Origin of the sequence: Magnetospirillum sp. 15-1 (assembly GCF_900184795.1) — a bacterium.
GTDB lineage: Bacteria > Pseudomonadota > Alphaproteobacteria > Rhodospirillales > Magnetospirillaceae > Phaeospirillum.
This window is the reverse complement of sequence record NZ_FXXN01000027.1, coordinates 535,355-559,305: the sequence shown is the minus strand read 5'-3', so window position 1 is coordinate 559,305 and position 23,951 is coordinate 535,355. Positions and strand designations below refer to the sequence as shown.

The following is a 23,951-nucleotide window of genomic DNA, read 5'->3' as shown; positions in this document are numbered from 1 at the left end:
GTTCCTACTCGATGTTCTGGACTTGCTCTTTGAATTGGTCGATGACGGCCTTGAGGTCGAGGCCGACACGGGTCAGCTCCACGTCCGAGGACTTGGAGCACAGGGTATTGGCCTCGCGGTTGAACTCCTGGGCCAGGAAGTCCAGCTTGCGGCCGATGGCGCCGCCCTGGGCCAGCAGGTCGCGGGCGGCCGCCACGTGGGCGGCCAGACGGTCCAGCTCTTCGCGCACGTCGGCCTTGACGGCGATCAGCGCCACTTCCTGGGCGATACGGTCCTCGGCCAGGGTGGGGGCGGCCTCCAGCACCTGGGCCACCTGGGCGCGCAGGCGCTCGCGCACCGCGTCGGGACGCAGCACGGCGCAATTGCCCGCCTTGCCGGCCAGGGTGGCGATCTCGTCCAACTGACCGGTCAGCACGGCGGCGATGCGCGCCCCTTCCACCCGGCGCATGGCGGCCAACTGGTCGAGCATGGCCTCCAGCGAGGCCCTCATGGCGCCCTCGCGGGCGGTACGCAGGGAATCCGCGTCGCCGGCCTCCGCCTCGGCCACCGGCTCCAGCACGCCTTTCAGCGCCAGCAGGCCATCCATGCGGGCCGGGGTGATTTCGGGATACTTGCCCTGCCACTCGCGGCAGATGCCCAGCAATTGCTCGAGCATGGCCTCGTTGACGCGGACCTGGGATTGCTCGGTCTCGGCCCGCACGCTGAGCGACAGCTGGACGTTGCCGCGCTTCAGCCGCTTGGCCGCCGCCTCGCGGGCGTGGACCTCCAGCCCGTCATAGCCCGGCGCCGACTTGCAGCGCAGCTCCAGGCCGCGGCCGTTGACGCTCTTGCCCTCCCACACCCAGGAACCCTGGGAATCCCGCCCTTCGGCGCGGGCGTAGCCGGTCATGCTGGCGACGGTCAAGGCGATGCCTCCGTGAAATGTCAGGGGGGTTTTATAGCCCCGCCCGGCCGAGGCAACAACCGTGCTCCTTTCCATGTGGCGTAACGCGGACTATCCTTTCCGCATGAAGGAAAGAAGACGCCCCGAGCGTGGCCGTCCCAACGTTGTGGAGATCGTGGTGCGCGTGCCGGCCGACAAGGCCGACGCGGTCAAGGCCTATGCCGGGCGCATCTCGCGCCGCCGCAGCCCCGCCGCCCGCGACGAGGTGATCGACCGCCTGCGGTCGCGCTCCGACATCATGGAGCGCTTCGGGGTCAAGGCCCTGTTCCTGTTCGGCTCGGTGGTCAGGGACGAGGCCAAGCCCACCAGCGACATCGACCTGATGGTGGAATTCTTCCCCGGCAAGCCCGGCGGCCTGTTCGCCTACGTGGAGCTGAAGCACGCCCTGGAAGGGCTGCTGGGCCGCCCGGTCGACCTCATCACCTCGGGCAACATCAAGCCGCGCCTCAAACGGCGCATTCTCGACGAATGCCTGCCGGTCTACGGCAAGGGAGAGCTGGAAACGTGACGTTCAAGGATTGGCGGGTTCGTATCGAGGACATGATCGAGGCCATCGAGCGCATCCGGCGCTACACCGACGGCATGGACGACCGTCGCTTCGTCACCGACGACCGCACGGTGGACGCGGTGGTCCGCAACCTGGAAATCATCGGCGAGGCGGCCAAGCGCGTTCCCTCCCAGGTGGCGGAACGCCATCCCGACATCCCGTGGAGCCGCATGACCGAGATGCGCAACATCCTGGTGCACGAATACCATTCGGTGGACCCCTCCATCGTCTTCGATTCGGCCCGCCACGACCTGCCGCCCCTGCTGGGGCCGCTGCGCGCCCTGCTCAACGAAAAGAACGGCAACGGCGGATGACACGATTCGCGTCCGTCCTGATCTCCGGCGCCTCGTCCGGCCTGGGGGCAGGGCTGGCCCGCGCCCACGCCGCGCCGGGGGTCACCCTGCACCTGTCGGGGCGCGACATGGCGCGGCTGGCGGAGGTCGCCGGCCAGTGCCGGGCCAAGGGAGCCGACGTCCACACGACCCGGCTGGACGTCACCGATCAGGCGGCCACCGCCGGTTGGGTCGAGGCCTCGGAAGCCCTGCGGCCGCTGGACCTGATCATCGCCAATGCCGGGATCTCGGCGGGAACCGGCGGCGGCGGCGAAACGGCCGGGCAAACCCGCGCCATCTTCGCCGTCAACGTGGACGGAGTGTTCAACATGGTGATGCCAGCCATCCCTTTGCTGCGGGCCCGCCGCCGGGGGCAGATCGGCATCATGAGTTCGCTGGCCGGCTTCCGGGGTTTCCCGGGAGCGCCCGCCTATTGCGCCTCAAAGGCCGCCGTAAGGGTGTGGGGCGAGGGGTTGCGCGGCGAACTGGCCCCCCTGGGCATCGGCGTCTCGGTGATCTGCCCCGGCTTCGTGGACACGCCCATGACGGCGGTGAACCGCTTCGCCATGCCGTTCCTGGTGGATGTGGAGCGGGCCAGCCGCATCATGGCGGGCGGTCTGGCGAGAAATCGCGGCCGCATCGCCTTTCCCTGGCCCATGCACCTCATGGCTCGCATCGCCGGCTGCCTGCCCAGCGCGCTGATGGACCGCATCGCGGCGGGAATGCCGAAGAAGTAGGGCGTCCCTACTTCACCGCTTCCATACTGAAACTCTTGAAGATGATGTCTTCCACATAGACCCGTCCGGGGGCAACCGCCATCCCGGCCTTGCGGTCATAGGCCGCCAGCTCGTTATTGGCGACGATCACCAGTTTGGCGGCAAGCGCCCGCTTCTGCTCCATGGACAGCAGATCCTCGAGGCGATGCTTGCCGATCAGCCTGGCGAACTGCCGGCGCAAGTCATCGGACATGGCCCGGATCGCCGGCATGTCCTGGGACGAGGCCATCACCGCCTCCGGCCAGAAGGCGACACCGATGCGCTGCCCGCCGCGCGAGTTGATAACCACCGTGTCGTCGGGCCTGGGTTCGGGAAACTGGTAGACCCTGCCATCGGACGGCGAAGAGGCCGCCGTCTCCGCCATCCCGGCGTCCGCCATGCCGAAAATCACGACCATGGCCATGGCCGCAATCCGGCCAAGCCGTGTCCAACCCGATCCCAACATCATGCCGATCCCCCAATGTTGCGGCCATGATAGCCAAACCCGAAGCAGCCCGATAGCCGTGACGACACGGCGGGACTTGCCGAGACTCCGCCGACAGGCCATAAGGAAAGGTATGGATAGCTTCGTCGTCACCGTCTTCTTCCTCACCTATCTCGGCATGGCCGTCGGCTCGGTGCCGGGCCTGAGGCTCGACCGCACCGGCATCGCCCTGCTGGCGGTTGTGGTGCTGCTGGTCTCCGGCAAGGTGGGCGTCAAGGCCATGGGCACCTCCATCGACGTGCCCACCCTGCTGCTGCTGTTCGCCCTGATGATCATCTCGGCCCAGTTCCAGTTGGCCGGCGTGTATGGCGCGGTGGCCGAGAAGGTGGCGGACTCACCCGGCTCGGCCCGGCGGCTGCTGGCCATGGTGATCGCCGTGTCGGGCGGATTGTCGGCAGTGCTGGCCAACGACGTGGTGTGCTTCGCCATGACGCCGATCATCGCCGAGGGTATCCGCCGGCGCGGCCTCGACCCCCGCCCCTATCTGCTGGGTCTGGTGGGCGCCGCCAATGCCGGCAGCGCCGCCACCCTGATCGGCAATCCGCAGAACATCCTGATCGGTCAGGTGGGCGGGCTGGATTTCTGGAACTTCCTCGCCGCCTGCGCCGTGCCGTCCGCCGTGTCGCTGGTGGTGGTCTATTACTGCATCGCCTGGATCTGGCGGCGCGAACTGGATGCGGCGCCCAAGCCGGTGACGGCCCATCCGCCGCCCGAGGGGCATCGCTGGCAGGCGGTCAAGGGCGGCATCGCTCTCGCCATCCTGGCCCTGCTGTTCGCCGCGCCGCTGCCGCGCGAGGTGGGCGCCATGGTCATCGCCGTCCTGCTGCTGACCAGCCGCCGCATGAGCTCGCGCGAGATGATCGGTCTGGTGGACTGGCACCTGCTGCTGCTGTTCGCCTGCCTGTTCGTGGTCACCGGCGCCTTCGCCGACACCGACATGGCGCGTCACTGGGTCAACTGGCTGGCCGAGCACGGCTGGTTCCCCGACAGCCTGAAGGCCATGCTGCCGGTGGCCCTGATCGCCTCCAATTCCATCGGCAACGTGCCGGCGGTGATGCTGATCCTGGCGGTGTGGCCGACCCCCGATCCGGGGGCCCTGACCGGGCTGGCCCTGCTGTCCACCCTGGCGGGGAATTTCCTGCTGGTGGGCAGCATGGCCAACATCATCGTCGCCGAACGCGCCGCGAGCGCCGGCACCCGCCTGTCCTTCACCGATTTCGCGCGGGCCGGCATTCCCGTGACCCTGCTGACCATGGCCATCGCCGTCGTCTGGCTGCGGCTGGGCGGCTGGATGACGTGGTAGGAGAATGTTCGAGATGACGGCCGCCGGCACCCTGCCCCACGTCACCGCCTTCCTCAACGCGGTGTCCCTTGCCTTCCTGATCACCGGCTTCGTCCATATCCGGGCGGGGCGCAAGGACAGCCACCGCAAGGCCATGCTGGGCGCGGTGGGGGCCTCGGCCCTGTTCCTGGCCTTCTACGTGGTCTATCACTTCGCCGCGCCGATTTTCGTGTTCCGGGGAACCGGCATGGTGCGGCCCCTCTATTACGTCCTGCTGATCAGCCACGTGCTGCTGGCGGCGGTGGTGGCGCCCCTGGTGGTGCTGACCCTGCTGCGCGCCCTCAAGGGACGTTTCGACCTGCATCCGAAAATCGCCCGCTGGACGTTGCCGCTGTGGCTTTACGTTTCTATCACCGGCATCGTTGTGTATCTTATGCTGTACCATTTATACACCTGACCCGCGGAACAACCGTGGGCGCGGAGGCGGGTTTGACGTTCAGGCAATTCATCGAGCTTTTGAAGCCGCGTATCGCGCTGATGATCGCGTTGACCGCGATCACCGGCTATGGCGCCGTGGCGACCAAGGTCGACCCGGTGGCCCTGCTGCTGCTGACGCTGGCCATGGTTCTGGGTTCGGCCGCCTCGGCGGTGTTCAACCATGTCTGGGACCGCGATATCGACCGGCTGATGCGCCGCACCTCGCGTCGCCCCATGGCCACCGGCGCCGGTACTCCGGCGGTAGGCTTCACCCTGGCGGTGGTGCTGATGGCGGCGGGCATGGCCCTGGCCCACACCGCCTTCAACTGGGTGGTGGCGCTGCACCTTTTCCTGGGCGGCTTCGTCTATGTGGCCATCTACACCGTCTGGCTGAAGCGCCGCCACTGGACCAACATCATCATCGGCGGCGCCGCCGGCAGCTTCGCCGTTTTGGCCGGAGCGGCGGCGGTGGACCAGACCCAGTGGATGCTGCCCATGGTGCTGGCCCTGGTGCTGTTCCTGTGGACGCCCAGCCATTTCTGGGCGCTGGCCATCCTGCTGGCCGACGATTACCGCCAGGCCGGCGTTCCCATGCTGCCGGTGGTGGTGGGCGCCAAGCGCACCGCCTGGTGGATTCTGGGCAACAGCATCGCCCTGGTGGCGTCGTCGCTGCTGCCCTGGTGGCTGGGCCTGCTGGGCAATGCCTACGGCATCATCGCGGCCCTGGTCGGCGCCGTGTTGCTGGGCTTCAACGTGGTGCTGGTCCGCGACCCGTCCCGCCGCTGGGCCGGCTGGAACTTCGCCGCCTCCATGCCCTACCTGCTGCTGCTGTTCATCGCGGTGTTCGTGGACAAGCACTGGTAGGGAGTGTTTCCCGCCCCTCGGGCGCCGGGCACTCCCCCCTACTGCGCCATTTCCGCCAGACTGACGAACAGCGGGCCGAACACCTTTTCCGGCTCGCTGCCCCACTTCTCCATGAAGGCCGCCTTGCGTTCGGGCGAGAAGGTATCCGGGCGGCAAGAGACGAACAGCGCCTGGAACAGCCGCACCATGTGAGCCTCGCTGAACTCGCGCAGCACCTTGTCCTCCGGCCGCTTGGGGATGAAGGCGTTGGAGGCGGTGGAGATGGAGGACGGGCTGGAATTCATGATGATCAGGAACCAGTCCTTGCGCGGCTCGAAACGCCGGAAGCTGCGGGCCATGGTCACCAGGATTTCCTCGAAGATGGCCCGCACGTCGCTGTCGGCATAGAACTCGGGCCACGAGACCAGCCCGTCTTCGGTGCGGTGCCGTTCGGCGGCCTTGCTGGCCCGGTTGCGCAGCAATTCATAGGGCTCCTCACCGATGATCATATGCACCGCCGCGAAGAATTGCGGCAGATGCTTGCGCTCGATGCCGCTGTTCCTGTCGTCGAAGCAATCGGAAAACGGCCGGGTGATGATCCGTCCCATGAAATCGGTGCGCTGCCGCTCGATGCGCCGCAGGCTGAAGGCGGCGTCGCAGCCGTCCTCCCACAGGGCGTAGTGCTCGCCCAGCGGGCCGCGCGCCGCCAGCACCGCCTTGGCGACGCGGCGAACATCATCCATGGTGACGGTGCCGTCGACGGCCGATTCCTCAAGAATATCGGTCAGCGCCAGGATGGCGACCGCCGCCACGCTGCGGCATCGTTTGCCCCCCGGTTCCCTTGGCACCATGGCGCCGCCCGGTTCAATGGCCGGCGCCGATTCCTGCGCTCCCATATCGTCTCACCCAGAGAGCTTGAACACGACAGATGCCCATCCGAAATTATTATTCATGGTATCGATTTTTCTGTGATTCTTAAAGACCAGACTTGCCGGACCTGCCTTCCGGCTAGGGTCTTCACCTGACGAGTTCCTGACGTTGCAGCGCAGCAACTTCAGGCTTTGCATATTCGATATTATCGAGGCCCAAGCTGTTCCAATTCTTCAATGCCATGGCGAAGGTCACCCAAATACCCCCTACCTGAACAACTTCTTATGGACTAAGTTTTCGGCATGATTCTGCAGCAAGCCCCGGCCACCGCCTCCGACCGCCTCGCCGCGCTGCGGCGCGAGCTGGACCGCCGCAACCTGAGCGGCTTCGTGATCCCCCGCGCCGACCAGCACCAGGGCGAGTACGTGCCGCCCTCGGCCCAGCGCCTGGGCTGGCTGACCGGCTTTACCGGCTCGGCGGGATCGGCGGTGGTGCTGGGAGACAAGGCGGCGATCTTCGTGGACGGCCGCTATACCCTGCAGGTCCTCGGCGAGGTGGATACCGGCCTGTTCGCCCCCCTGCACCTGACCGAGCATCCGCCCCAGCGCTGGCTGGGCGAGGTGCTGGACAAGGGCGACCGCCTGGGCTTCGACCCCTGGCTGCACACCCAAGAGCAGGTGCAGACCCTGACCAATATCTGCGAGCGGGCGGGCGCCGCCCTGGTTCCCTGCCCCGACAACCCCCTGGACGCCGTGTGGAGCGACCGGCCCGCCGCGCCGGCCAGCCTTGTGATCGCCCATCCGGAAAACTTCGCCGGCCGCTCCGCCGCGACCAAGCGGAGCGACATCGCCGCCGAGCTGGAGCGCGAGCGCCTGGACGCCGCCGTGCTGAGCGCCCCGGAATCCGTGGCCTGGCTGCTGAATATCCGGGCGGACGACGTGGCCTTCACGCCGCTGCCCCTGTGCTTCGCCATCCTCCATGCCGACGGTTCGGTGGATGTGTTCCTCGATCCCGGCCGCATCGCCCCCGAGGCGGTCGCCGCCTGGAGCGGCGGCGTACGGGTGGCGGCGCCGGACCAGTTCGAGGCGGCGCTTCGCCTGTTGGGGCGCGGCGGCAAGCGGGTCAGGCTGGATTCGGCATCGGCTCCCTTCCAGGTCTGGGAAACCCTGCGCATGGCCGGCGCCCGCGTCGAGGCCGGCGCCGACCCCTGCGCCCTGCCCCGCGCCTGCAAGAATGCCGTCGAGATGGCCGGCACGCGGGCCGCCCATCACCGCGACGGCGCCGCCATGGTGCGTTTTCTCGCCTGGCTGGACCGCGCCACGCAAAGCGGTACGGTGGATGAAATGACCGCCGCCGATACCCTGGAAGGCTTTCGCCGCACCGGCCGGCATTTCCGTGGCCTGTCCTTTCCCACCATTTCGGGGGCCGGGGCCAACGGCGCCATCGTCCACTACCACTCGACGCCCAAGACCAACCGCCCCCTGACGGCGGGCGAGCTCTATCTGGTTGATTCCGGCGCCCAGTACCTGGACGGCACCACCGATATCACCCGCACGGTGCTGGTCGGCGACACGGCGCCCACCGAGGCGCGCCGCCGCTTCACCCTGGTGCTCAAGGGGCACATCGCCCTGGCGCGGGCCGTCTTTCCGGCCGGCACCACCGGCAGCCAGTTGGACGCCCTGGCCCGGCGGCCGCTGTGGTCCGAGGGGCTGGACTACGACCACGGCACCGGCCATGGGGTGGGCAGCTTCCTGTCGGTGCACGAGGGGCCGCAGCGCATTTCCAAGGTCGGCAACAGCGTGGCGCTGAAACCCGGCATGATCCTGTCCAACGAGCCCGGCTATTATAAGACCGGCGCCTACGGCATCCGCATCGAGAACCTGGTGCTGGTGGCGCCGCAAGCCGCCCCGGCGGGCGCCGAGCGTGAGTTGCTGGGCTTCGAGACCCTGACCCTGGCGCCCATCGACCGGGCCCTGGTGGCCGGGGAACTGCTGGACGCGGACGAACGGGACTGGCTGAACGCCTATCACGCCCGGGTGCGGGACGAGATCATGCCCCTGCTGGCCGAACCGGCGGAGCGGGAGTGGCTGGAGCGCGCCACGGCGGCGCTGCCGTAGCTACTCGACCCAGCCGTGCTCGAGGGCATAGCCCGAGGTGACGTAGTCCATGGTCGCCCGGTGCTCAAGGAACCACTGCGGCAGGTCGACGGTGAAATATTCCTCGCAAGGGTCGCCACCCTCCAGCGAGCGGATCACCTCGTCCAGTTCGGCGAGTACCCGCCGGTGCTCATCGCGATGGGGGTCGAGGGCGAAGAAGCCGGTCTTCACCATCATCGCCTCCTCACGGGCGAAATGCTCGACGCAATGGCGGGAGAAGGTGCGCGCCATCTCCAGGCGCTCGGACGGAGCGGCGGCGGCCATGCGGTTGATCATCTCCACCGCCTCGCAATGATCGTGATCGACGAAGGCGACCCCGAGCAACAGAGGCTCGCCCCACCGGATGACCGCATGCCGAGGAATCATCGTCACGCCCTGATCTGGTCCAAGGAAACGGCCGCAATGTACGCCTTTGCCGCCCGGACGCAAGCCAAAGGCCCATTCACCAAGGGGATGCGCGACCTGTCCGGGCTGAATGGCCGGGCTATCCGGCCAGCAGCGGCGCCCGGTTGCGGAAGAAGGAGCAGGCGAGGCAGGGATCGTCGCTGCGCAGCTTTTCCGAATGGCCGATACGCACCACCCAGCAGCCATCGGCCTCGGACCGGCTGAGATCGCTGCCGTGGGAGACGCGGCTCACCGAGGCCACCGCCTCCGGGCAGCCTGCACAGGGCAGGCCGCTGGCGCAGTGATCTCCGTCGCCGGTGCGGCCGGATATATCGTCTCCGTGCATGCCCACCTCCGCACACGCCATCCCCATCGGCAAGACAACAGGAGCTAACGAAAGGCGGTCACCGGCGACATCAGGTGACACAGCCTGTCCAGCAGCCGCGACCGGAGCGGAGCCCCCCGATGCAGGTCGCCGGCACACCTGGCGACCTCGCGGGCACAGGCATCATGGTGGGAGCAGGAGGTATCTTCAGGGCAATGGGCGATGTCGCCAAGGATGACCAGTGCATCCACCCAGGTTCCGCATTCGATGCAGTTGGAGGTCGCCGTGAATTTACGCTGACAGGCCGAGGGCAGGTCACAATTCGTCATACAGGGATGATAGGGATGCGGCGAGGGATTCTCAACCACATCTTCCATGCAGGATACGGGGGGCGATCATGCGCCGTCCTGAACAACCCTAGGCTGACAGGGCCAGCACCCGATCATGCTCGGCGGCGGCGATGGCGGCCTCGGACAGCCGCGTCGCCAGGATCATGGCCATCCACGAGCACCCCAGACGGCGCGGGCAGGACAACAGGGCGCTGCAGGACCCCGCATTGCGCAGAACCGACAGGGCATGTTCGGCCGGCTCGGCTCCACCGGCCAGACTGATCAGCCTGTCAAAAGCGCAACGATTGTTGTCCTGCAATTCCATCGCTCCAATCCCGGATAACGACCATAAGGGATTATACCTGGAATAAAGAGAGGAACAATCAGGCGGAGGCCCCATTCACCAAACGATAATCTTGACGAAAGATGATGGCGGCAAATCACTTATGGCGCCAATCACTCCCATTCAATGGTGCCCGGCGGCTTGCTGGTGACGTCATAGGTCACCCGGTTGATCCCCTTGACCTCGTTGATGATGCGGTTGGCCACCCGGCCGATGAAGGCCATGTCGAAGGGATAGAAATCGGCGGTCATGCCGTCGGTGCTGGTGACGGCGCGCAGCGCGCAGGCGTAGTCGTAGGAGCGCGAATCGCCCATGACGCCCACGGTGCGGACCGGCAGCAACACGGCGAAGGCCTGCCAGATCTCGTCGTAGAGGCCGGCCTTGCGGATTTCATCCAGATAGATGGTATCGGCCTTCCGGAGGATATCCAGGTTTTCGCGGGTCAGCGGCTGGCCGGGGATGCGGATGGCCAGACCGGGGCCGGGGAAGGGATGGCGGCCGACCATGTCGGCGGGCAGGCCCAGTTCGCGGCCCAGCGCCCGGACCTCGTCCTTGAACAGTTCGCGCAGCGGCTCGACCAGCTTCATGTTCATGCGCTCGGGCAGACCGCCGACATTGTGGTGGCTCTTGATGGTCACCGAGGGGCCACCGGTGAAGCTGACGCTCTCGATCACGTCGGGATAAAGGGTGCCCTGGGCCAGGAAGTCGGCGCCGCCCACCGCCCTGGCCTCTTCCTCGAACACGTCGATGAAGGTGGCGCCGATGATCTTGCGCTTCTTCTCGGGGTCGGTCAGGCCGGCCAGCTTGTCCAGGAACAGGTCCGAGGCGTCCTTGTGGACCAGCTTGATGTTGAAGCGGTCGCGGAAGACGCTGACCACCTGCTCGGACTCGCCGGCCCGCATGAAGCCGGTATCCACGAACACACAGGTCAACTGGTCGCCGATGGCCTCGTGCAGCAGGGCCGCCACCACCGAGGAATCCACGCCGCCCGACAGGCCGCAGATCACCCGGCCCGACCCCACCTGGGCGCGCACCTTGGCGATCTCCTGGGCGCGGAAGGCCTTCATGGTCCAGTCGCCGGCGCAGCCGACGATCTTGTGGACGAAATTGGACAGCAATTGCTTGCCGATGGGGGTGTGCACCACCTCGGGGTGGAACTGCACGCCGTAGAAGCGCTTGTCGGCGTTGGCGATAGCGGCGAAGGGGGCGCCCTCGGAGGTCGCCACCACCTTGAAGCCCGCCGGAATCGCCGTTACCCGGTCGCCGTGGCTCATCCACACCTGGACCTCGTCGCCCTTGGCGGCGATGCCGTCGAACAGGGCGCAGGGCTCGCCCGAGACCTTGAGCAGGGCGCGGCCGAATTCGCGGTGATCGCCGGGCTCCACCTTGCCGCCCAACTGCTCGCACATGGTCTGTTGGCCGTAGCAGATGCCCAGGATGGGCAGGCCCATCTCGAACAGGCCGTCCGGCGCGCGGGGCGAGCCGAAATCGGCCACCGAGGCCGGGCCGCCCGACAGGATCACGCCCTTGGGAGCGAACTCGCGGATGCTGTCGACGCTCACCCGGTTGAAGGGGTGGATTTCACAGTAGACGCCGGCCTCGCGCACGCGGCGCGCGATCAGCTGGGTCACCTGCGAGCCGAAATCGACGATCAGGATGCGCTCGGACATGACTTCCTCCGGGAATACGATCTCTCGTGGGCCGATTCACCGCCCGGAAGGTAAACCTTCCCGACGGATCGGACCACAGGAGGGCCGGACTTTAGCGATTCGTCACAGCCGGAACAAGCATCGGAACAAGTACTTGGCCGAGGTCAATTTCATCGCCCCCCGGCGATGATAGGGTCCGGGCGAATTCAGCCGGAAGGACCCATCCATGCGCCGCCTCGCCGCCCTGTTGCTCCTGCTGCTCCTGCCCGCCTGCTATCAGGTGGAGGGCGACACCGTCGCCGCTTCCGCCTCCATCCGGGTGGACGGCGTCAAGGACGGCCGCTACCGCCGCCCCGACGGGGTCGAGGTACGGGTGACATGGAACGCGGCGGAAAAGCAGTACGACGTGGCGACCCCGGACGGCCCCACCGGCAAGGCCCGCGCCGCCCGCCTGGCCCCCGGCCTGTTCCTGGTCCAGTACGTGGATGCGGCACGCCTGACCCTGATGGCCGCCCCCAAGGGCGACGACGTGGTGCTGTATTTCGCCACCAAGGAAGCCGAGCCCGGCCTGCTGAAGGCCCACGGCCTGGGCATCCGGCCCGGCCCCATCAACGCCCTGACCGGCCCGGCCAGGGGCGTCGCCGACTTCTTCAAGGACCTCGCCATGTCCGGCGACTTCAAGGAAGGCGAGAAGCTGGTCTATCTGGGGTCGTAACCGGAGATCAGCCCGCCTGGGCGGCATTGGCCTTTTCGTTGGCGTCGATCTTGCGCTGCAGGGCTTCCATCAGCGGCTCGATCTTGCCGCCCGACGAGCGCAGCACCGAGGCGAAATCGTCCTTCATGGCGCGGATCAGACTGACGCCCTGGGCGGTGAGGTCCATGATCACCGGCCTGCCGTCGGCGGTGGTCGCCACCTCCCACTCCACCGGAATGGGGTCGCCGGGCTGGGAGGGCAACATGGCGGACGACCGCACCCGGACCTTGGTGCCGAGATCGCTTCCATCGGCGACCCTGACGGACGTGCCGGGCTCGGCGCGGCCCAGAATCCCCACATAGGACGTCACCAGATAGCGCACGAACAGCTCGGAAAAGGCGCTCTGCTCGGCCGGGCTGATCTTGCCCCAGTAGCGGCCGAGAATACTGGCCGACAGCATGGACGGATCAATGTAGCGGCGCAGCAGGCTGTCCAGCAGCCGGCTGCGCTCCGCCAGGGGATGCCGGGTACCGACGAAGGTGGAAATCCCCTCGTTCACCGCGCTCTGCACGGTGGTGCGCCCCAGCTCGACATCGGCGGCCCGGCCGGCGACGGGAAGCAGGAGCAGGCCAAGAGCCAGCCCCAAAGCCGCCGCCATGTGCCGCAAGGTGACCATCGCCATTTTCGGAAACATCCCCTATCGAAAGCCCTATCTGCGATACAGGAAATAACGCAAACGAGGGAGGCGGGGCAATACCCCCGTCTATAGATCGACCAGCAGAGGGGTATGACCGGTGTGCCGGAAGAAACGCTCCAGTTCGGCCGGGCTCAGCGTGGTGGTCATGTCGTTGCGCAACGGATGATAATTAATCCGTTCCTGCGCCATCATCCAGGCATCCAGAACCACCGAGACCCGGTGTTCCCTGTCGTTGATCACCGCGAAGGGCGTCACCGAGCCCGGCTCGATACCCAGCACCTCGACCAGCAGCGCCGCCGAGCCGAAGGACAGCCGCGCCGAACCGATCCTTTCCGGCAGGGACTTGAGGTCGATCCGCCGCTCGGCGGGCGCCACCACCAGCCACAGCCGCCCCTTGCCGTCCTTGAGAAACAGGTTCTTGCAATGGACGCCGGGGATCGAGCCCCAGACCCGGTGCCCCTCCTCCACCGTGAAGGCCGGGGCGTGCCGGTGGGTAGCCGCCCGGATGTCCAGGCGGTCGAACAGGGCGAACAGGTCGTCGGGGGTCGCGGGAACCATCACAGCTTATGAATAGGCTTGGGAACGGCGATGTGGAAGCCCTGGCACAGGTTGATCCCCATCTTGCGCAGCAGCACCATGGTGGCCTCGTCCTCCACGAACTCGGCGATGGTGATCATGCCGAAGCGCCGGGCCATGGAGTGGATGTGCTCGACCATGATGCGGTCGCGGTCGTCGGTGACCACGTGCCGGATGAAGCTGCCCTCGATCTTGACGTAATCGACGGTGATGTACTTGAGATAGAGGAACGACGAGAAGCCCGAGCCGAAATCGTCCAGCGCGAAGCCCAGGCCGGTGCTGCGCAACTCGTTGATCATGGCGACGATGTCGCCGAAATGAGGCAGGGCCTCCCGCTCGGTGATCTCGAGGACCACCCGGCTGGCGGCGACGCCCGCCTCGGCCAGACGGCGGGGGATGGCCATCATCCGCTCGCGGTCGGTCAGGCTCTTGGCCGACAGGTTGACGAAGATCTTGGCGTCGCCCAGCTTGCCCGCCGCCATGGCGGCCAGGGCGCCGTCGAACACGGCGGCGTCGATCTCGCCGGCCAGCCCCAATTCCTCGGCGGATTCGATGAAGTCGCCGGCACACACCGCCTGATCGCCGTCCACCACGCGGGCCAGCACCTCGTAGGCGGCGATGGAGCCGTCCTCGGCGGCGACGATGGGCTGGTAGAACGGCACCAGCCGTCCCTCGGCCAGGGCGCTGCGCACCATCTCGCCCTGGCTGAAGATGGCGACGGTGGCGTCCTCGCCCTCGCCGATCACCGCCACCTGATTCTTGCCCGAGCGCTTGGCCTTGTAGCTGGCCACGTCGGCCGCGATGGCCAGCTTCTGGGCGTCGTCGGCGTTGTCGGGATAGCTGACCAGACCGACCGAGGCGGTGATGCGCACGCCGCCCACCGGCAGGCCCAACTGACAGTCGGCGACGGCCTGGCGCAGTTTCTCGGCCGCGGCCATGCCTTCCTCCATGGTGGTTTCGGGCAGCAGCACCGAGAACTCGTCGGCCCCCACCCTTGCCACCACGTCGGTGCGCCGCACTTCACGGTGCAGCACGCTGGCCAATTCCTTCAGCACCAGATCGCCGATGGGATGGCCGAAGGTGTCGTTGATGTTCTTGAAGTCGTCCAGGTCGATCTGGGCCAGACAGAAGGGATGGCCGTGCCGCTGCGACCGGTCGATCTCGTGGTCGAGGAACTCGTCGAACTTGCGCCGGTTGTAAAGCCGGGTCAGCGGGTCGCGGATGGACAGGTCCTCCAGCCGGTGCTGGTACTCCTCCACCGTGCGCAGCAGCTTGTTGAAGTAGTCGGACAGGTCGGCCACCTCGGCGATGATGCCGTCGGTCTCCACCCGGCGCGACAGGTCGGTATGCAAGATGATCTCCTGCATCAGCCCGACCATGTTGGTGATGGGCCGGGCCACGAAGATCTTCAGCTTGAAGTACAGCGCCGCCGACAGCAGCAGCAGGATGGCGAAGAAATAGGCCAGCACGGTGTTCAGCACGTAGTCGAGCGACACCTTGAGGGCATGGACCGGATAGACGATGTCGATGACGCCGTTGATGTCGCCCACCTTGGCCGCCGTGTGACAGGCCAGGCACTCTTCCTTGACGATCAGGGGATAGAGGTAGCGGATACCGGTGGGACTGGGCAGCAGCACCTCCTTGCCGGTGGCGAAGACCTCCTGCAGCAGCGGGTCGTGGCGGGCGATGGCGAGATCGTTGGCGATCTCGCCGAACTGCTCGATCACCGGAGCGCCACGGATCACATGGATGGACAGATCGGGCAGCGCCGCCTGCAGCCGGGTGATGACCTCGCCGATCTCGTCCTTGCTCCAGCCCTTGCGCATGGCGGCGTAAAGGGTCTCGAACACCAGGGTCGAGGTCTGATGCGCCTCGTCGCGGGCGAGGTCGTGCACCGACTTCTCGCGCACATGGCTGGAGATAAGGACGACCACGCCCAGGGCAAGCACGGTGGCCGTCAGGGACAGCAGGAACACCACGCGGGTGATGCTGATCCTGGCCTTGATCTTCACGTCGTCCATCCCCCCAAAACACGTCAGGTCAACGCCCTACCCTTCCCCGGCGTTCTTGATACTCATCAAGAACGCGCGTGTCCAACATTTCAACGAATCGCGACAAATTGTGCCCGGATGGAGCGAAAACCGGTGTTTCGCCCCTCCCGGTTAAGCGGCGTCACGGATGGGCTGGCGTCCGGCGATAAGGCGCTGGAACTCCTCCTGCCAGCGGCCTTCCACGTCGGGAGTGAGTTCGAGGCTGCCATGCAGCCGGCCGTTCTCGCATTCGCGGCCGACCATGGACAGCGCCATCGAACACCCTTCGATGCGGACCTTGACCCGCATGCCCTGGCCCACCGGACAAACCTCGCCCTGGATGGTCAAGCCCTGTTCCGAGACCTCGGCGAACACCACAGGAACCTCGTGGCCGTCCAGGTCGACCGAGCCCCTGACGCCCAGGGCATAGCGGGGCGCGCTGCGGCGGTCCACTTCCTTGGTGGCGGTGCGCACCACCCGGACGATGACGCCCTTCAGGCTTTCGATGGAATGGGCCACATCCAGCGAAATGTCGTTGACCCGGGCGGCCCGTTCGCCGGTGGCGCCCGCCTCCTCCGAGACCTCGGCGATGCGCTCGGCCACCTCCTGGGCGGCGTGGGCGGTCTGGGCGATGTTGCGGGCGATCTCCTGGGTGGCGTCGTTCTGCTGGCGGATGGCCCCGGCCACGCTGACCGACACGTCCTCCACGCCCCGGATGGCCTCGGTGATCTCGCTGACCGAGGCGACGGCGTCGGCGGTACTGGCCTGGACCTCGCCAATCTGGGACGAGATTTCCTCGGTGGCCTTGGCGGTCTGGTTGGCGAGGTTCTTCACCTCGTTGGCGACCACCGCGAAGCCCTTGCCCGCCTCGCCGGCGCGGGCCGCCTCGATGGTGGCGTTCAAGGCCAGCAGATTGGTCTGGCTGGCGATGCTCTGGATCAGATTGGCCACCTCGCCGATGCGATTCACCGCCGCCGACAGGCGGGTGATGGTGTCCTGGGCCTTGCCGGCGGCGGCCACCGCGCCGCCGGTGACCCGGCCGGCGGTGGCGATCTGCTGGCCGATCTCGCGGATGGAGGCCGACAGTTGCTCGGCGGCGGCGGACACCGTCTGGGCATTGGACAACGCCTGGGTGGCGGCGGCCGCGACGCTTTGGCTGCTGCCGCCCACCGCCCCGGCCGAATGGGCCATCTGGCCGGCATTGTCGGCCATCAGCGAGGTCTGGGCGGCCACCTGCTCGACGGCGGCGCGGGTTTCCAGTTCCACCGTCGCGGCCATGTTCTGCAGTGCCGCGACCCGCTCGGTATAGGCGGCCTCGCGCTCACGCTCCTGGGAAATCCGCATGGCCTCGGTCTCGCGCATGGCGTCACGGAACACCTGGACGGCGCGGGCCATGTCGCCCACCTCGTCATGGGCGTTCACCGAGGGTATCTCCACCGACAGATTGCCGCCGGCCAGGGCCTGCATGGTGTCGGTGATGTGGTGGATGGGCTGCGACACCCGCTTGAAGGCGGTCCACGCCGCCCAGCCGATGCCGGCGGCCAGCCCCAGCACCGCCAGCCAGACCATGGCCTGCAGCCGGCTTTGGTAGAAATCGTCCAGGCCGTGGACCACCTCGGCCACCCTGGCGGCATTGGTGGCGGCCAGGGTCTCGATCTGCTTGTTGAGCGCCTGGCGGTTGGCGCGGTTGGCGTCGTTGTCTCCGAAGGCCCGGGCCTCGGCGGTGCTGGCCTCGCGGCCCAGGCGCACCAGTTCGGTCCGGAAGGCGGCGAACTGGGCGGCATGCTCGGCCGCCGGCTTGAACGCGTCTCGCTCGGCCTCGGGGGCCAGGGCGGCCCATTCGGCCATCAGGCGGTTGATCTCGGCGACGTTCTTCAGGATGGCGGGAGAGTACTTCTCCGCCTCCCTGGCGTCGCGGCTCATATAGACGCCGCGCGAATCCATCACCACCGCGTTGATCAGGCCGTTGACCTTCTCGCCGATCACCGCGCGCTGGGATGCGCTTTGCATCTCCATCACATGCTGGTGATAGGTGGCCATGGAGCGGATTCCCACCAGGGCCATGGCGATCGCCGCCAGCCCCACCAGCCCGACGGCGGCAAAAATCCGCAGTTTCAGCGAAAGGTGAAAGGTGCCCATGAACCCCTCCCCGAAGCGGGAAACGACTCAGGACAGGTATGTCTCCTTATGCCGGATTCTCAGGTCATACATACTATGTCTTAAGGTCCAAGGTATTAACCTTAGCGCCCGATGACCAGGGTCGCCCAGCCGTCGATGACGATCCGCGTCTTCAAGGTCAGGCCCTGGCGTTCGTGATTGGCCATGACCATGCGCTCCTGCCGCTCCAGCAGGCCCGACAGGACGGCCAGCCCGCCCGGCGCCAGATGGGCGGCGAGATCGGGAGCGAAGCGGCACAGCGGCCGCGCCAGGATATTGGAGAAGATCAGGTCGTAGGGCTTGCCCCGTCCCACCACGGGATTGCGATAGCCGTCGCTGACCACGGCGGTGACATAGCGGGCGACGCCGTTATTGGCGGCATTGCCGGCCAGCACCTTGACCGCCGAGGGATCGATATCGGTGCACACCACCATGGAGGCCCAGCACTTGGCCGCCGCGATGCCGAGAATGCCCGAGCCCGAGCCCAGATCGAGCACGTGCCGGCGCCGCTGCTTCTTGGCCAGCGCATCCAGCGCCAGCAGACAGCCCCGCGTGGTGGCGTGCTCGCCCGAGCCGAAGGCGGTGCCGGCGTCGATCTCGATGCCGATGGAACCCACCGGCGGCTTGCCGTCCCAATGGGAGCCGTGGACGAAGAAGCGCCCGGCGGAAATGGGCGGGAAGTCGCGCAGATTCTCCAGCACCCAATCCACGTTGGGCAGCATCTCGATCTCCAGCGGCGGCGCGTCGATGCCGTTGGCGGCGGCCACGGCGGAGAGCGCCGAGACGATGGCGATGCGGTCGGGCGGCGTGCGGGAGAAGCCCTCGAGGAACCAGTCGCACTCGCCGTCCGAGATGCCCGAGCGGTCCTCCATGAACATGGTCACCGCCTCGGCATGGCGCTCGAACACCTCCTCGAACACCGGAAGCGTCTCCATGGAAACGGTGAGGCGCAGGCGCCAGATGTCGGGAAAGACGGGGGGCATGGGCGGTCTCTTTGCTGTGGTCCGGTCATCCCGAGCACCGCCGGGGCAAGCGGAAATCCTTCACGTCGTTCGGGGTGACGGGCGTTGCGAACGGCTACACCGTTGAAACGAAACTGTCGAGCACCTTCTTGGTTCCCGCCTTGTCGAAGGCGATTTCCAGCTTGTTGCCCTCGATGGACAACACGGTGCCGTTGCCGAATTTCTCGTGGAACACCCGCTGGCCCGACTTGAAGCCGCCCTCGCTCTGGCGCGGCTTGGCCTGGCCCCAGGTGGCGGGCGCGGCGGCCTGCCGGGGCTGGCCGAACCGGGCGCGGCTCCAGGCGGGATCGTTCCAGGCCGCCTTGGATTCCGCCAGCCCGCCGCCATAAAGGCCGCGCTCTCCCGAACGCTCCACATGGGACTCGGGCAGTTCCTCGACGAAGCGGGACGGCAGTTGCGACTTCCACTGGTTGTAGATGCGGCGGTTGGCGGCGAAGGTGACCAGCACCCGCTTGCGCGCACGGGTCAGGCCCACATAGGCCAGACGCCGTTCCTCCTCCAGACCGCTGGTGCCGGATTCGCTCAGCGCGCGGGCATGGGGGAACACCTCCTCCTCCCAGCCGGGCAGGAACACCGAGTCGAATTCCAGCCCCTTGGCGCCGTGCAGCGTCATGATCACCACGCTGTCGCCGTCGGCGCGGGAATCGTTCTCCATGACCAGGGCGACATGCTCGAGGAAGCTGGCCAGCGACTCGTATTCCTCGAGCGCCGCCACCAGTTCCTTGAGGTTTTCCACCCGGCCCGGCGCATCGGCCGACTTGTCGGCCTTCCACATATCCACGTAGCCGGATTCGTCGAAGATGGTGGCGGCCAACTCGGCGTGGGGCATGGAATCCAGCAGCGAGCGCCAGCGGTCCACATCCTCGATGAAGCGGGTCAGCGCCTGACGCGGCTTGGGCTTCAACTCGTCGGTGCCGACCAGACGGCGGGCGGCTTCCAGGAGCGGCACCTGCTCGGCGCGGGCCACCATGTGGATGGTCTGGATGGCCGCCTCGCCCAGGCCGCGCTTGGGCGTGTTGACGATGCGCTCGAAGGCCAGCCCGTCGGCGGCCGACACCACCAGGCGCAGATAGGCCATGGCGTCCCTGATCTCCAGGCGCTCGTAGAAGCGCGGCCCGCCAATCACCCGATAGGGAATGCCGGTGGTGATCAGCCGTTCCTCGAACTCGCGGGTCTGGAAGCCGGCGCGCACCAGGATGGCCATGGAGGCCAGCCTTTCGCCCCGGCGCTGCAGGGTCTCGATCTCCTCGACCACCAACCTTGCCTCGGCCTCGCCATCCCACACCGCCATGGTGCGGATCTTCTCGATGGCGTCGGCATCGTGGTCCAGGCCGGGGCGGAGCGTCTTGCCCAGCCGCCCGGCATTGTTGGCGATCAGCGCCGAGGCCGCCGCCAGGATGTGGGGCGTCGAGCGGTAATTGCTTTCCAGCCGCACCACCCTGGCACCGGGAAAATCCTTCTCGAAGCGCAGGATGTTGCCCACCTCGGCGCCGCGCCAGGAATAGATGGACTGGTCGTCATCGCCGACGCAGCAGATGTTGCGGTGAGTCTGGGCCAGCAGGCGCAGCCACAGATACTGGGCGACGTTGGTGTCCTGGTATTCGTCCACCAGCAGGTAGCGGAACCGGCCCTGCCAGCGGGCCAGGGCCTCGGCATCCGTCAGGAACACGGTCAGCACGTGCAGCAGCAGATCGCCGAAGTCACAGGCGTTGAGCGCCCGCAGACGTTCCTGATAGGCGCGGTACAGCGCCTTGGCCTGTCCGTCCGCCCCCCCTTCGGCGGCGGCCTTGTCGGGGGTGACGGCGCGGTCCTTCCAGCGCTGGATGGTGGCCATCAGGCCCTGGGGCGGCGTGCCCTTGGGGTCCACATGGGCGTCGGCCATCACCTGCTTCAGGACCCGCATCTGGTCGTCGGAATCCAGCACGGTGAAGTCGCCGGAAAGCCCCACCGCCTCGGCGTGGGACCGCAGGATGCGCAGGCACAGTGAATGGAAGGTGCCCAGCCAGATGCCGTCGGACACCGGACCGACCAGTTGGCCGACCCGCTCCTTCATCTCGCGCGCCGCGCGGTTGGTGAAGGTCACCGCCAGGCATTGCCAGGGCTGGGCCAGACCCGACGCCAGGATATGGGCGAGACGGGAGGTCAGCACCTTGGTCTTGCCGGTTCCGGCGCCCGACAGCACCAGCACCGGCCCATCGGTGGTGGTCACCGCCTGAAACTGCTCGGGGTTGAGGCTTTTCAGCCAGGGAGCGTCGAGCGGCACCGGCCGGGGGTCGGCGGCACGGGGCGGAGACGGAGACGGCGGCGCCGCCTCGTCATCGAGAGCGAAGGGGTCGGACATGAGGCGGATATTGGCGGAACCGCTCCAACGGTGCAACGCCCGTCTCCGCCTCGCTCAGGCCCGCTATTCCTGCAATGCCGCTCTGTGAGGCGGTTCATTGAAGGGGACCCCGGCAAGGCCCAGACTCTTCGGATAGGAGCGCGTTCCACCCGAACGAGGGAGGTTCGCCATGCGCAAACGCCTTCTTATCGCCGCCACCCTCGCCCTGACGGCCATCGCCGTGCCGGCCCTGGGTCAAGGCTGGGCCTTTCCCGCCGCCGCTCAGCCCGGCTGGTCGGCTAACACCACCGTCGCCCTCAAGATGGGCATCATGGTTCCCGACTCCTCCATCGGCAGCGGCTTGGCCGGCGGACTCGAATTCGCCATCGACGACCCGCTGTTCCAACTGCCCTACGGCAAGATCCGCGACCAGTTCAGCTACAACCGCTTCGACCATGGCGGGCTGGAACTCCAGACCCTGGAGTTCAATCCCCACTACATGGTCCCCCTCGCCGATAATCTGTGGGTCGGCGGCGGGCCGGGCATCGGCTGGGCTTTCACCCACGCCGATTCGGGTCCCAGCCCCGACATGTTCACCACCCAGTTGGGCGCCAGCGCCTATTACACGGCGGGCCAGCTGATGATCGGCCTGGAAAGCCGCTATCAGTGGGCCGGCGACGAACGGGTGGGCGGCATGTCCAGCGCCGACAACTGGCTGACCATGCTGAAGATCGGCTACGCCTATTAAAGTGCATCGGCGGCAGGGCGATGCACGCCTACGGACGTCGGCACACGGCGGCCAGGGCCTCCGGCGGGACGGCGGTGGCCGGAACCGTGCTGCGCTCATAGCCGTCGCAGGGCACGCACGCCATGCCCCACAGCGACCGGCCTCCGAATGGCGATCCCGGCTTGCGGCACTGACGATCCTGGTAATGGCCGCAGGCCCCGCATGTCCCTGGCACAATGGTCATCATATCCTCCAACCGGCTTTTGCTCGAAAAAGAGGCTACGACAAAAGGATGTTATAAATTCATGCCGCCCTTAAACGGAGCAATAACGGCCGCCGGGCGGGATGACGAATTGCAACCGTCCCCGATCAGGCCCCGAACACCTCGGGGAAGCAGGCCATCAGGGCGCAATCCACGTCTTCCATGGTGGGAGTGAGGCCCAAATCCCAGAGCGAGGTGACCCCGTGCTCGCGGATGCCGCAGGGCACGATGCCGCCGAAGTGGGAGAGATCGGGATCGACGTTGAGCGCGATGCCGTGAAAGGTCACCCAGTGACGGACGCGCACCCCGATGGCGGCGATCTTGTCCTCGCGCCCGCCGGGCCGCTGGACCCAGATGCCCACCCGACCGGAGCGCCGCTCCCCCTTCACCACGAAGCGCGCCAGGGTACGGATCAGCCATTCCTCGAGATTGCAGACATAGGCCCGGACGTCGGCGCCGCGCGTCTTCAGGTCAAGCAGCACATAGGCCACCCGCTGGCCGGGGCCGTGATAGGTGTACTGGCCGCCGCGCCCCGCCTCGTAGACCGGAAAACGCTCGGGATCGACCAAGTCCTTGGGGTCGGCGCTGGTGCCCGCCGTATAGAGCGGCGGATGCTCCAACAGCCACACCAGCTCGGGCGCCGTACCGGCCCGGATGGCGGCGACGCGCTCCTCCATGACGGCGAGCGCCTGGGGATAATCCACGGGAGAATCGGAAATCCGCCACTCGACGGGAGAATTCATCAGGGACTCCGGGATGCGCGCTTGATTCGGACGAGGTGATTTGGTATTCCCCTCTCTCCTCGTTGGCAAGCCCTTCGAGGCTACCGGAGAACGCGGCCATGGCGGAACTGGTAGACGCGCAAGCTTGAGGTGCTTGTGGGGTAACACCCGTGGAAGTTCGAGTCTTCTTGGCCGCACCAATTTGCAAGGTATTTTTCCTGTTGTTTTTCAATGTGTTGAGCGAGTGGACGGGCAGCAGAAGACATCAAAGAGTCAGAGAAGCTGTTGCAGGCTCAAACGAAAAAACCCCGCCGCGATGGCGGGGTTTTTTGTTTGGGCGGGGCATCATGCCTGCTCGACCGGGTTCTTTTCGATCCAAGCTTGAACATCGTTCTCGATATAGCGCACCCCCTTTTCTCCCACTCGGTAAAACTTCGGTCCACGACCGAGTGCACGCAGCCGCTCAATGGTCCGGGTAGACATCCGAGCCAATGTGGCGACCTCCTTTGTCGTCAGATATTTTTTCATCATCCCACATCTCCACTGCCTGTTCAGATAGATGGTCGTCTTGAATCGGCTGCACCCATGAGAAGGCAGAGCACCAGCCCCTCAGAATTTCTTGGCCCATTGCCAAAGCCACCCATAGATACACTCGACAACGCGACAACCTCTATCAAATCAAGGCGAAGATGGTCATTGTATTTATTTCTATTCTTTGGCAACATTTATAACTTTGTCGCGGGCAGGAGATAAACGCGCAGAGCGCCAAGGCCCTATTCCAAGAAAATTCTCCTGGAAAAACAGCGTGTTAGCGCCGATACCCGTTAGGGTTATGTCAAGAAGAAAATTATCCATCCGCCAAGCCCTCGTCTGAGGGGCTGGTGCAGGACAGCCCAGGTCGAGGATGGATTTTTGGGGAAGATGTGGCGGGTGTGCAAGAGGGGCAGGCCGTGCGCTATGATGGCGGCCAGTCAAAAGACCAACCTCGCCACCGCAGGCACAGG

The 23,951-nt window shown here is 66.5% G+C and carries 26 protein-coding genes and 1 tRNA gene; 10 read left to right on the top strand and 17 right to left on the bottom strand.

The genetic code is table 11. The features are described 5' to 3' along the window. Positions 1 to 4 precede the first annotated feature (4 nt). On the bottom strand, positions 5 to 904 hold the full coding sequence (locus CP958_RS20865) for a YicC/YloC family endoribonuclease (RefSeq protein ID WP_096704099.1): 900 nt from the start codon (positions 902 to 904) through the stop codon (positions 5 to 7). A 103-nt stretch (positions 905 to 1,007) separates the two neighbouring features. Between CP958_RS20865 and CP958_RS20860 the strand changes: the two genes are divergently transcribed. From CP958_RS20860 to CP958_RS20850, 3 genes are read left to right on the top strand one after another with little or no spacing between them, the layout of a single operon-like run. Further along, the gene (locus tag CP958_RS20860) at positions 1,008 to 1,451 is read left to right on the top strand and encodes a nucleotidyltransferase family protein (RefSeq protein ID WP_096704098.1); all 444 of its coding nucleotides are present in this window, start codon (positions 1,008 to 1,010) and stop codon (positions 1,449 to 1,451) included. Continuing rightward, positions 1,448 to 1,804 carry a DUF86 domain-containing protein gene (locus CP958_RS20855; RefSeq protein ID WP_096704097.1) on the top strand — a complete coding sequence of 119 codons (357 nt, stop codon included), beginning with the start codon at positions 1,448 to 1,450 and terminating at the stop codon, positions 1,802 to 1,804. Before CP958_RS20860 ends, CP958_RS20855 begins: the two co-directional genes overlap by 4 nt. Next, a complete protein-coding gene (locus CP958_RS20850) occupies positions 1,801 to 2,559 on the top strand; it encodes an SDR family NAD(P)-dependent oxidoreductase (RefSeq protein ID WP_096704096.1) in 759 nt (252 codons plus the stop codon). The genes CP958_RS20855 and CP958_RS20850 overlap by 4 nt, the downstream gene beginning before the upstream one ends. 7 nt (positions 2,560 to 2,566) lie before the next feature. Here the strand turns inward: CP958_RS20850 and CP958_RS20845 are convergent, their stop codons facing one another. Then, on the bottom strand, positions 2,567 to 3,001 hold the full coding sequence (locus CP958_RS20845; protein ID WP_096704095.1) for a hypothetical protein: 435 nt from the start codon (positions 2,999 to 3,001) through the stop codon (positions 2,567 to 2,569). Between the two features lie 154 nt (positions 3,002 to 3,155). Here CP958_RS20845 and CP958_RS20840 point away from each other — a divergent pair, with 154 nt between their 5' ends. From CP958_RS20840 to cyoE, 3 genes are read left to right on the top strand one after another with little or no spacing between them, the layout of a single operon-like run. Then, positions 3,156 to 4,385, top strand: a complete 1,230-nt coding sequence (locus CP958_RS20840) for an anion transporter (RefSeq protein ID WP_096704094.1) — start codon at positions 3,156 to 3,158, stop codon at positions 4,383 to 4,385. Between the two features lie 13 nt (positions 4,386 to 4,398). Continuing rightward, on the top strand, positions 4,399 to 4,821 hold the full coding sequence (locus tag CP958_RS20835; RefSeq protein WP_096704222.1) for a DUF420 domain-containing protein: 423 nt from the start codon (positions 4,399 to 4,401) through the stop codon (positions 4,819 to 4,821). A 32-nt stretch (positions 4,822 to 4,853) separates the two neighbouring features. Beyond that, positions 4,854 to 5,705, top strand: coding sequence for a heme o synthase (gene cyoE / locus CP958_RS20830; protein WP_096704221.1), 852 nt, complete (start codon positions 4,854 to 4,856; stop codon positions 5,703 to 5,705). A 38-nt stretch (positions 5,706 to 5,743) separates the two neighbouring features. Here cyoE and CP958_RS20825 read toward each other — a convergent pair whose 3' ends face one another. Beyond that, complete coding sequence (locus CP958_RS20825; protein ID WP_242443025.1) at positions 5,744 to 6,496, bottom strand: hypothetical protein; 753 nt, start codon at positions 6,494 to 6,496, stop codon at positions 5,744 to 5,746. Positions 6,497 to 6,856: 360 nt separating this feature from the next. Here CP958_RS20825 and CP958_RS20820 point away from each other — a divergent pair, with 360 nt between their 5' ends. After that, entirely contained in the window at positions 6,857 to 8,671 is a 1,815-nt protein-coding gene (locus tag CP958_RS20820; protein WP_096704092.1) for an aminopeptidase P family protein, read from the top strand. On the opposite strand, the gene CP958_RS20815 is transcribed toward CP958_RS20820, so the two are convergent. The 5 genes from CP958_RS20815 to guaA all read right to left on the bottom strand — a co-directional run bounded on the left by CP958_RS20815 (position 8,672) and on the right by guaA (position 11,761). After that, positions 8,672 to 9,076 carry a hemerythrin family protein gene (locus CP958_RS20815; RefSeq protein ID WP_096704091.1) on the bottom strand — a complete coding sequence of 135 codons (405 nt, stop codon included), beginning with the start codon at positions 9,074 to 9,076 and terminating at the stop codon, positions 8,672 to 8,674. It lies immediately after the preceding gene. A 118-nt stretch (positions 9,077 to 9,194) separates the two neighbouring features. Then, a complete protein-coding gene (locus CP958_RS20810) occupies positions 9,195 to 9,440 on the bottom strand; it encodes a hypothetical protein (protein ID WP_096704220.1) in 246 nt (81 codons plus the stop codon). A 44-nt stretch (positions 9,441 to 9,484) separates the two neighbouring features. Continuing rightward, entirely contained in the window at positions 9,485 to 9,748 is a 264-nt protein-coding gene (locus CP958_RS20805) for a hypothetical protein (RefSeq protein WP_242443021.1), read from the bottom strand. An 88-nt stretch (positions 9,749 to 9,836) separates the two neighbouring features. Continuing rightward, positions 9,837 to 10,073, bottom strand: a complete 237-nt coding sequence (locus tag CP958_RS20800) for a hypothetical protein (RefSeq protein WP_096704090.1) — start codon at positions 10,071 to 10,073, stop codon at positions 9,837 to 9,839. 131 nt (positions 10,074 to 10,204) lie between these two features. Beyond that, on the bottom strand, positions 10,205 to 11,761 hold the full coding sequence (gene guaA, locus CP958_RS20795) for a glutamine-hydrolyzing GMP synthase (protein ID WP_096704089.1): 1,557 nt from the start codon (positions 11,759 to 11,761) through the stop codon (positions 10,205 to 10,207). Positions 11,762 to 11,966: 205 nt separating this feature from the next. Between guaA and CP958_RS20790 the strand changes: the two genes are divergently transcribed. Beyond that, positions 11,967 to 12,455 (top strand): hypothetical protein, encoded by a 489-nt coding sequence (locus tag CP958_RS20790; protein ID WP_096704088.1) that lies wholly within the window; start codon positions 11,967 to 11,969, stop codon positions 12,453 to 12,455. A gap of 7 nt (positions 12,456 to 12,462) precedes the next feature. On the opposite strand, the gene CP958_RS20785 is transcribed toward CP958_RS20790, so the two are convergent. The 6 genes from CP958_RS20785 to CP958_RS20760 form a co-directional block, all read right to left on the bottom strand. Then, entirely contained in the window at positions 12,463 to 13,116 is a 654-nt protein-coding gene (locus CP958_RS20785; RefSeq protein WP_242443020.1) for an ABC transporter substrate-binding protein, read from the bottom strand. A gap of 81 nt (positions 13,117 to 13,197) precedes the next feature. After that, the gene (locus tag CP958_RS20780) at positions 13,198 to 13,689 is read right to left on the bottom strand and encodes a prolyl-tRNA synthetase associated domain-containing protein (protein WP_096704087.1); all 492 of its coding nucleotides are present in this window, start codon (positions 13,687 to 13,689) and stop codon (positions 13,198 to 13,200) included. Next, positions 13,689 to 15,728, bottom strand: a complete 2,040-nt coding sequence (locus tag CP958_RS20775; protein ID WP_096704086.1) for an EAL domain-containing protein — start codon at positions 15,726 to 15,728, stop codon at positions 13,689 to 13,691. The genes CP958_RS20780 and CP958_RS20775 overlap by 1 nt, the downstream gene beginning before the upstream one ends. 141 nt (positions 15,729 to 15,869) lie before the next feature. Beyond that, positions 15,870 to 17,876 carry a HAMP domain-containing methyl-accepting chemotaxis protein gene (locus CP958_RS20770; RefSeq protein WP_096704085.1) on the bottom strand — a complete coding sequence of 669 codons (2,007 nt, stop codon included), beginning with the start codon at positions 17,874 to 17,876 and terminating at the stop codon, positions 15,870 to 15,872. 101 nt (positions 17,877 to 17,977) lie between these two features. Continuing rightward, positions 17,978 to 18,877, bottom strand: coding sequence for a 50S ribosomal protein L11 methyltransferase (locus tag CP958_RS20765; RefSeq protein ID WP_096704084.1), 900 nt, complete (start codon positions 18,875 to 18,877; stop codon positions 17,978 to 17,980). A gap of 94 nt (positions 18,878 to 18,971) precedes the next feature. Further along, positions 18,972 to 21,257, bottom strand: a complete 2,286-nt coding sequence (locus CP958_RS20760; protein ID WP_170959063.1) for a UvrD-helicase domain-containing protein — start codon at positions 21,255 to 21,257, stop codon at positions 18,972 to 18,974. 169 nt (positions 21,258 to 21,426) lie between these two features. On the opposite strand from CP958_RS20760, the gene CP958_RS20755 reads away from it, so the two are divergent. Further along, on the top strand, positions 21,427 to 21,984 hold the full coding sequence (locus tag CP958_RS20755; RefSeq protein WP_242443019.1) for a hypothetical protein: 558 nt from the start codon (positions 21,427 to 21,429) through the stop codon (positions 21,982 to 21,984). Positions 21,985 to 22,012: 28 nt separating this feature from the next. Here the strand turns inward: CP958_RS20755 and CP958_RS26085 are convergent, their stop codons facing one another. Both CP958_RS26085 and lipB read right to left on the bottom strand, forming a co-directional pair. Then, positions 22,013 to 22,210, bottom strand: a complete 198-nt coding sequence (locus CP958_RS26085; protein WP_141400594.1) for a hypothetical protein — start codon at positions 22,208 to 22,210, stop codon at positions 22,013 to 22,015. Positions 22,211 to 22,332: 122 nt separating this feature from the next. Continuing rightward, complete coding sequence (lipB, locus tag CP958_RS20750) at positions 22,333 to 22,968, bottom strand: lipoyl(octanoyl) transferase LipB (protein WP_096704082.1); 636 nt, start codon at positions 22,966 to 22,968, stop codon at positions 22,333 to 22,335. 92 nt (positions 22,969 to 23,060) lie between these two features. On the opposite strand from lipB, the gene CP958_RS20745 reads away from it, so the two are divergent. Then, positions 23,061 to 23,147: transfer RNA gene (locus CP958_RS20745), tRNA-Leu, on the top strand. A 145-nt stretch (positions 23,148 to 23,292) separates the two neighbouring features. Here CP958_RS20745 and CP958_RS20740 read toward each other — a convergent pair. Further along, entirely contained in the window at positions 23,293 to 23,478 is a 186-nt protein-coding gene (locus CP958_RS20740; protein WP_096704081.1) for a helix-turn-helix domain-containing protein, read from the bottom strand. Positions 23,479 to 23,951 lie beyond the last annotated feature (473 nt).

Coding starts and splice junctions, on each gene's coding strand:
- CP958_RS20860 (WP_096704098.1), top strand. CDS start 1,008: ATGAAGGAAAGAAGACGCCCCGAGCGTGGCCGTCCCAACGTTGTGGAG.
- CP958_RS20850 (WP_096704096.1), top strand. CDS start 1,801: ATGACACGATTCGCGTCCGTCCTGATCTCCGGCGCCTCGTCCGGCCTG.
- CP958_RS20845 (WP_096704095.1), bottom strand. CDS start 3,001: ATGGCCATGGTCGTGATTTTCGGCATGGCGGACGCCGGGATGGCGGAG.
- CP958_RS20840 (WP_096704094.1), top strand. CDS start 3,156: ATGGATAGCTTCGTCGTCACCGTCTTCTTCCTCACCTATCTCGGCATG.
- CP958_RS20835 (WP_096704222.1), top strand. CDS start 4,399: ATGACGGCCGCCGGCACCCTGCCCCACGTCACCGCCTTCCTCAACGCG.
- CP958_RS20820 (WP_096704092.1), top strand. CDS start 6,857: ATGATTCTGCAGCAAGCCCCGGCCACCGCCTCCGACCGCCTCGCCGCG.
- CP958_RS20815 (WP_096704091.1), bottom strand. CDS start 9,076: ATGATTCCTCGGCATGCGGTCATCCGGTGGGGCGAGCCTCTGTTGCTC.
- CP958_RS20810 (WP_096704220.1), bottom strand. CDS start 9,440: ATGCACGGAGACGATATATCCGGCCGCACCGGCGACGGAGATCACTGC.
- CP958_RS20805 (WP_242443021.1), bottom strand. CDS start 9,748: ATGACGAATTGTGACCTGCCCTCGGCCTGTCAGCGTAAATTCACGGCG.
- CP958_RS20800 (WP_096704090.1), bottom strand. CDS start 10,073: ATGGAATTGCAGGACAACAATCGTTGCGCTTTTGACAGGCTGATCAGT.
- guaA (WP_096704089.1), bottom strand. CDS start 11,761: ATGTCCGAGCGCATCCTGATCGTCGATTTCGGCTCGCAGGTGACCCAG.
- CP958_RS20790 (WP_096704088.1), top strand. CDS start 11,967: ATGCGCCGCCTCGCCGCCCTGTTGCTCCTGCTGCTCCTGCCCGCCTGC.
- CP958_RS20785 (WP_242443020.1), bottom strand. CDS start 13,116: ATGGCGATGGTCACCTTGCGGCACATGGCGGCGGCTTTGGGGCTGGCT.
- CP958_RS20780 (WP_096704087.1), bottom strand. CDS start 13,689: ATGGTTCCCGCGACCCCCGACGACCTGTTCGCCCTGTTCGACCGCCTG.
- CP958_RS20775 (WP_096704086.1), bottom strand. CDS start 15,728: ATGGACGACGTGAAGATCAAGGCCAGGATCAGCATCACCCGCGTGGTG.
- CP958_RS20770 (WP_096704085.1), bottom strand. CDS start 17,876: ATGGGCACCTTTCACCTTTCGCTGAAACTGCGGATTTTTGCCGCCGTC.
- CP958_RS20765 (WP_096704084.1), bottom strand. CDS start 18,877: ATGCCCCCCGTCTTTCCCGACATCTGGCGCCTGCGCCTCACCGTTTCC.
- CP958_RS20760 (WP_170959063.1), bottom strand. CDS start 21,257: ATGTCCGACCCCTTCGCTCTCGATGACGAGGCGGCGCCGCCGTCTCCG.
- CP958_RS20755 (WP_242443019.1), top strand. CDS start 21,427: ATGCGCAAACGCCTTCTTATCGCCGCCACCCTCGCCCTGACGGCCATC.
- CP958_RS26085 (WP_141400594.1), bottom strand. CDS start 22,210: ATGATGACCATTGTGCCAGGGACATGCGGGGCCTGCGGCCATTACCAG.
- lipB (WP_096704082.1), bottom strand. CDS start 22,968: ATGAATTCTCCCGTCGAGTGGCGGATTTCCGATTCTCCCGTGGATTAT.
- CP958_RS20740 (WP_096704081.1), bottom strand. CDS start 23,478: ATGATGAAAAAATATCTGACGACAAAGGAGGTCGCCACATTGGCTCGG.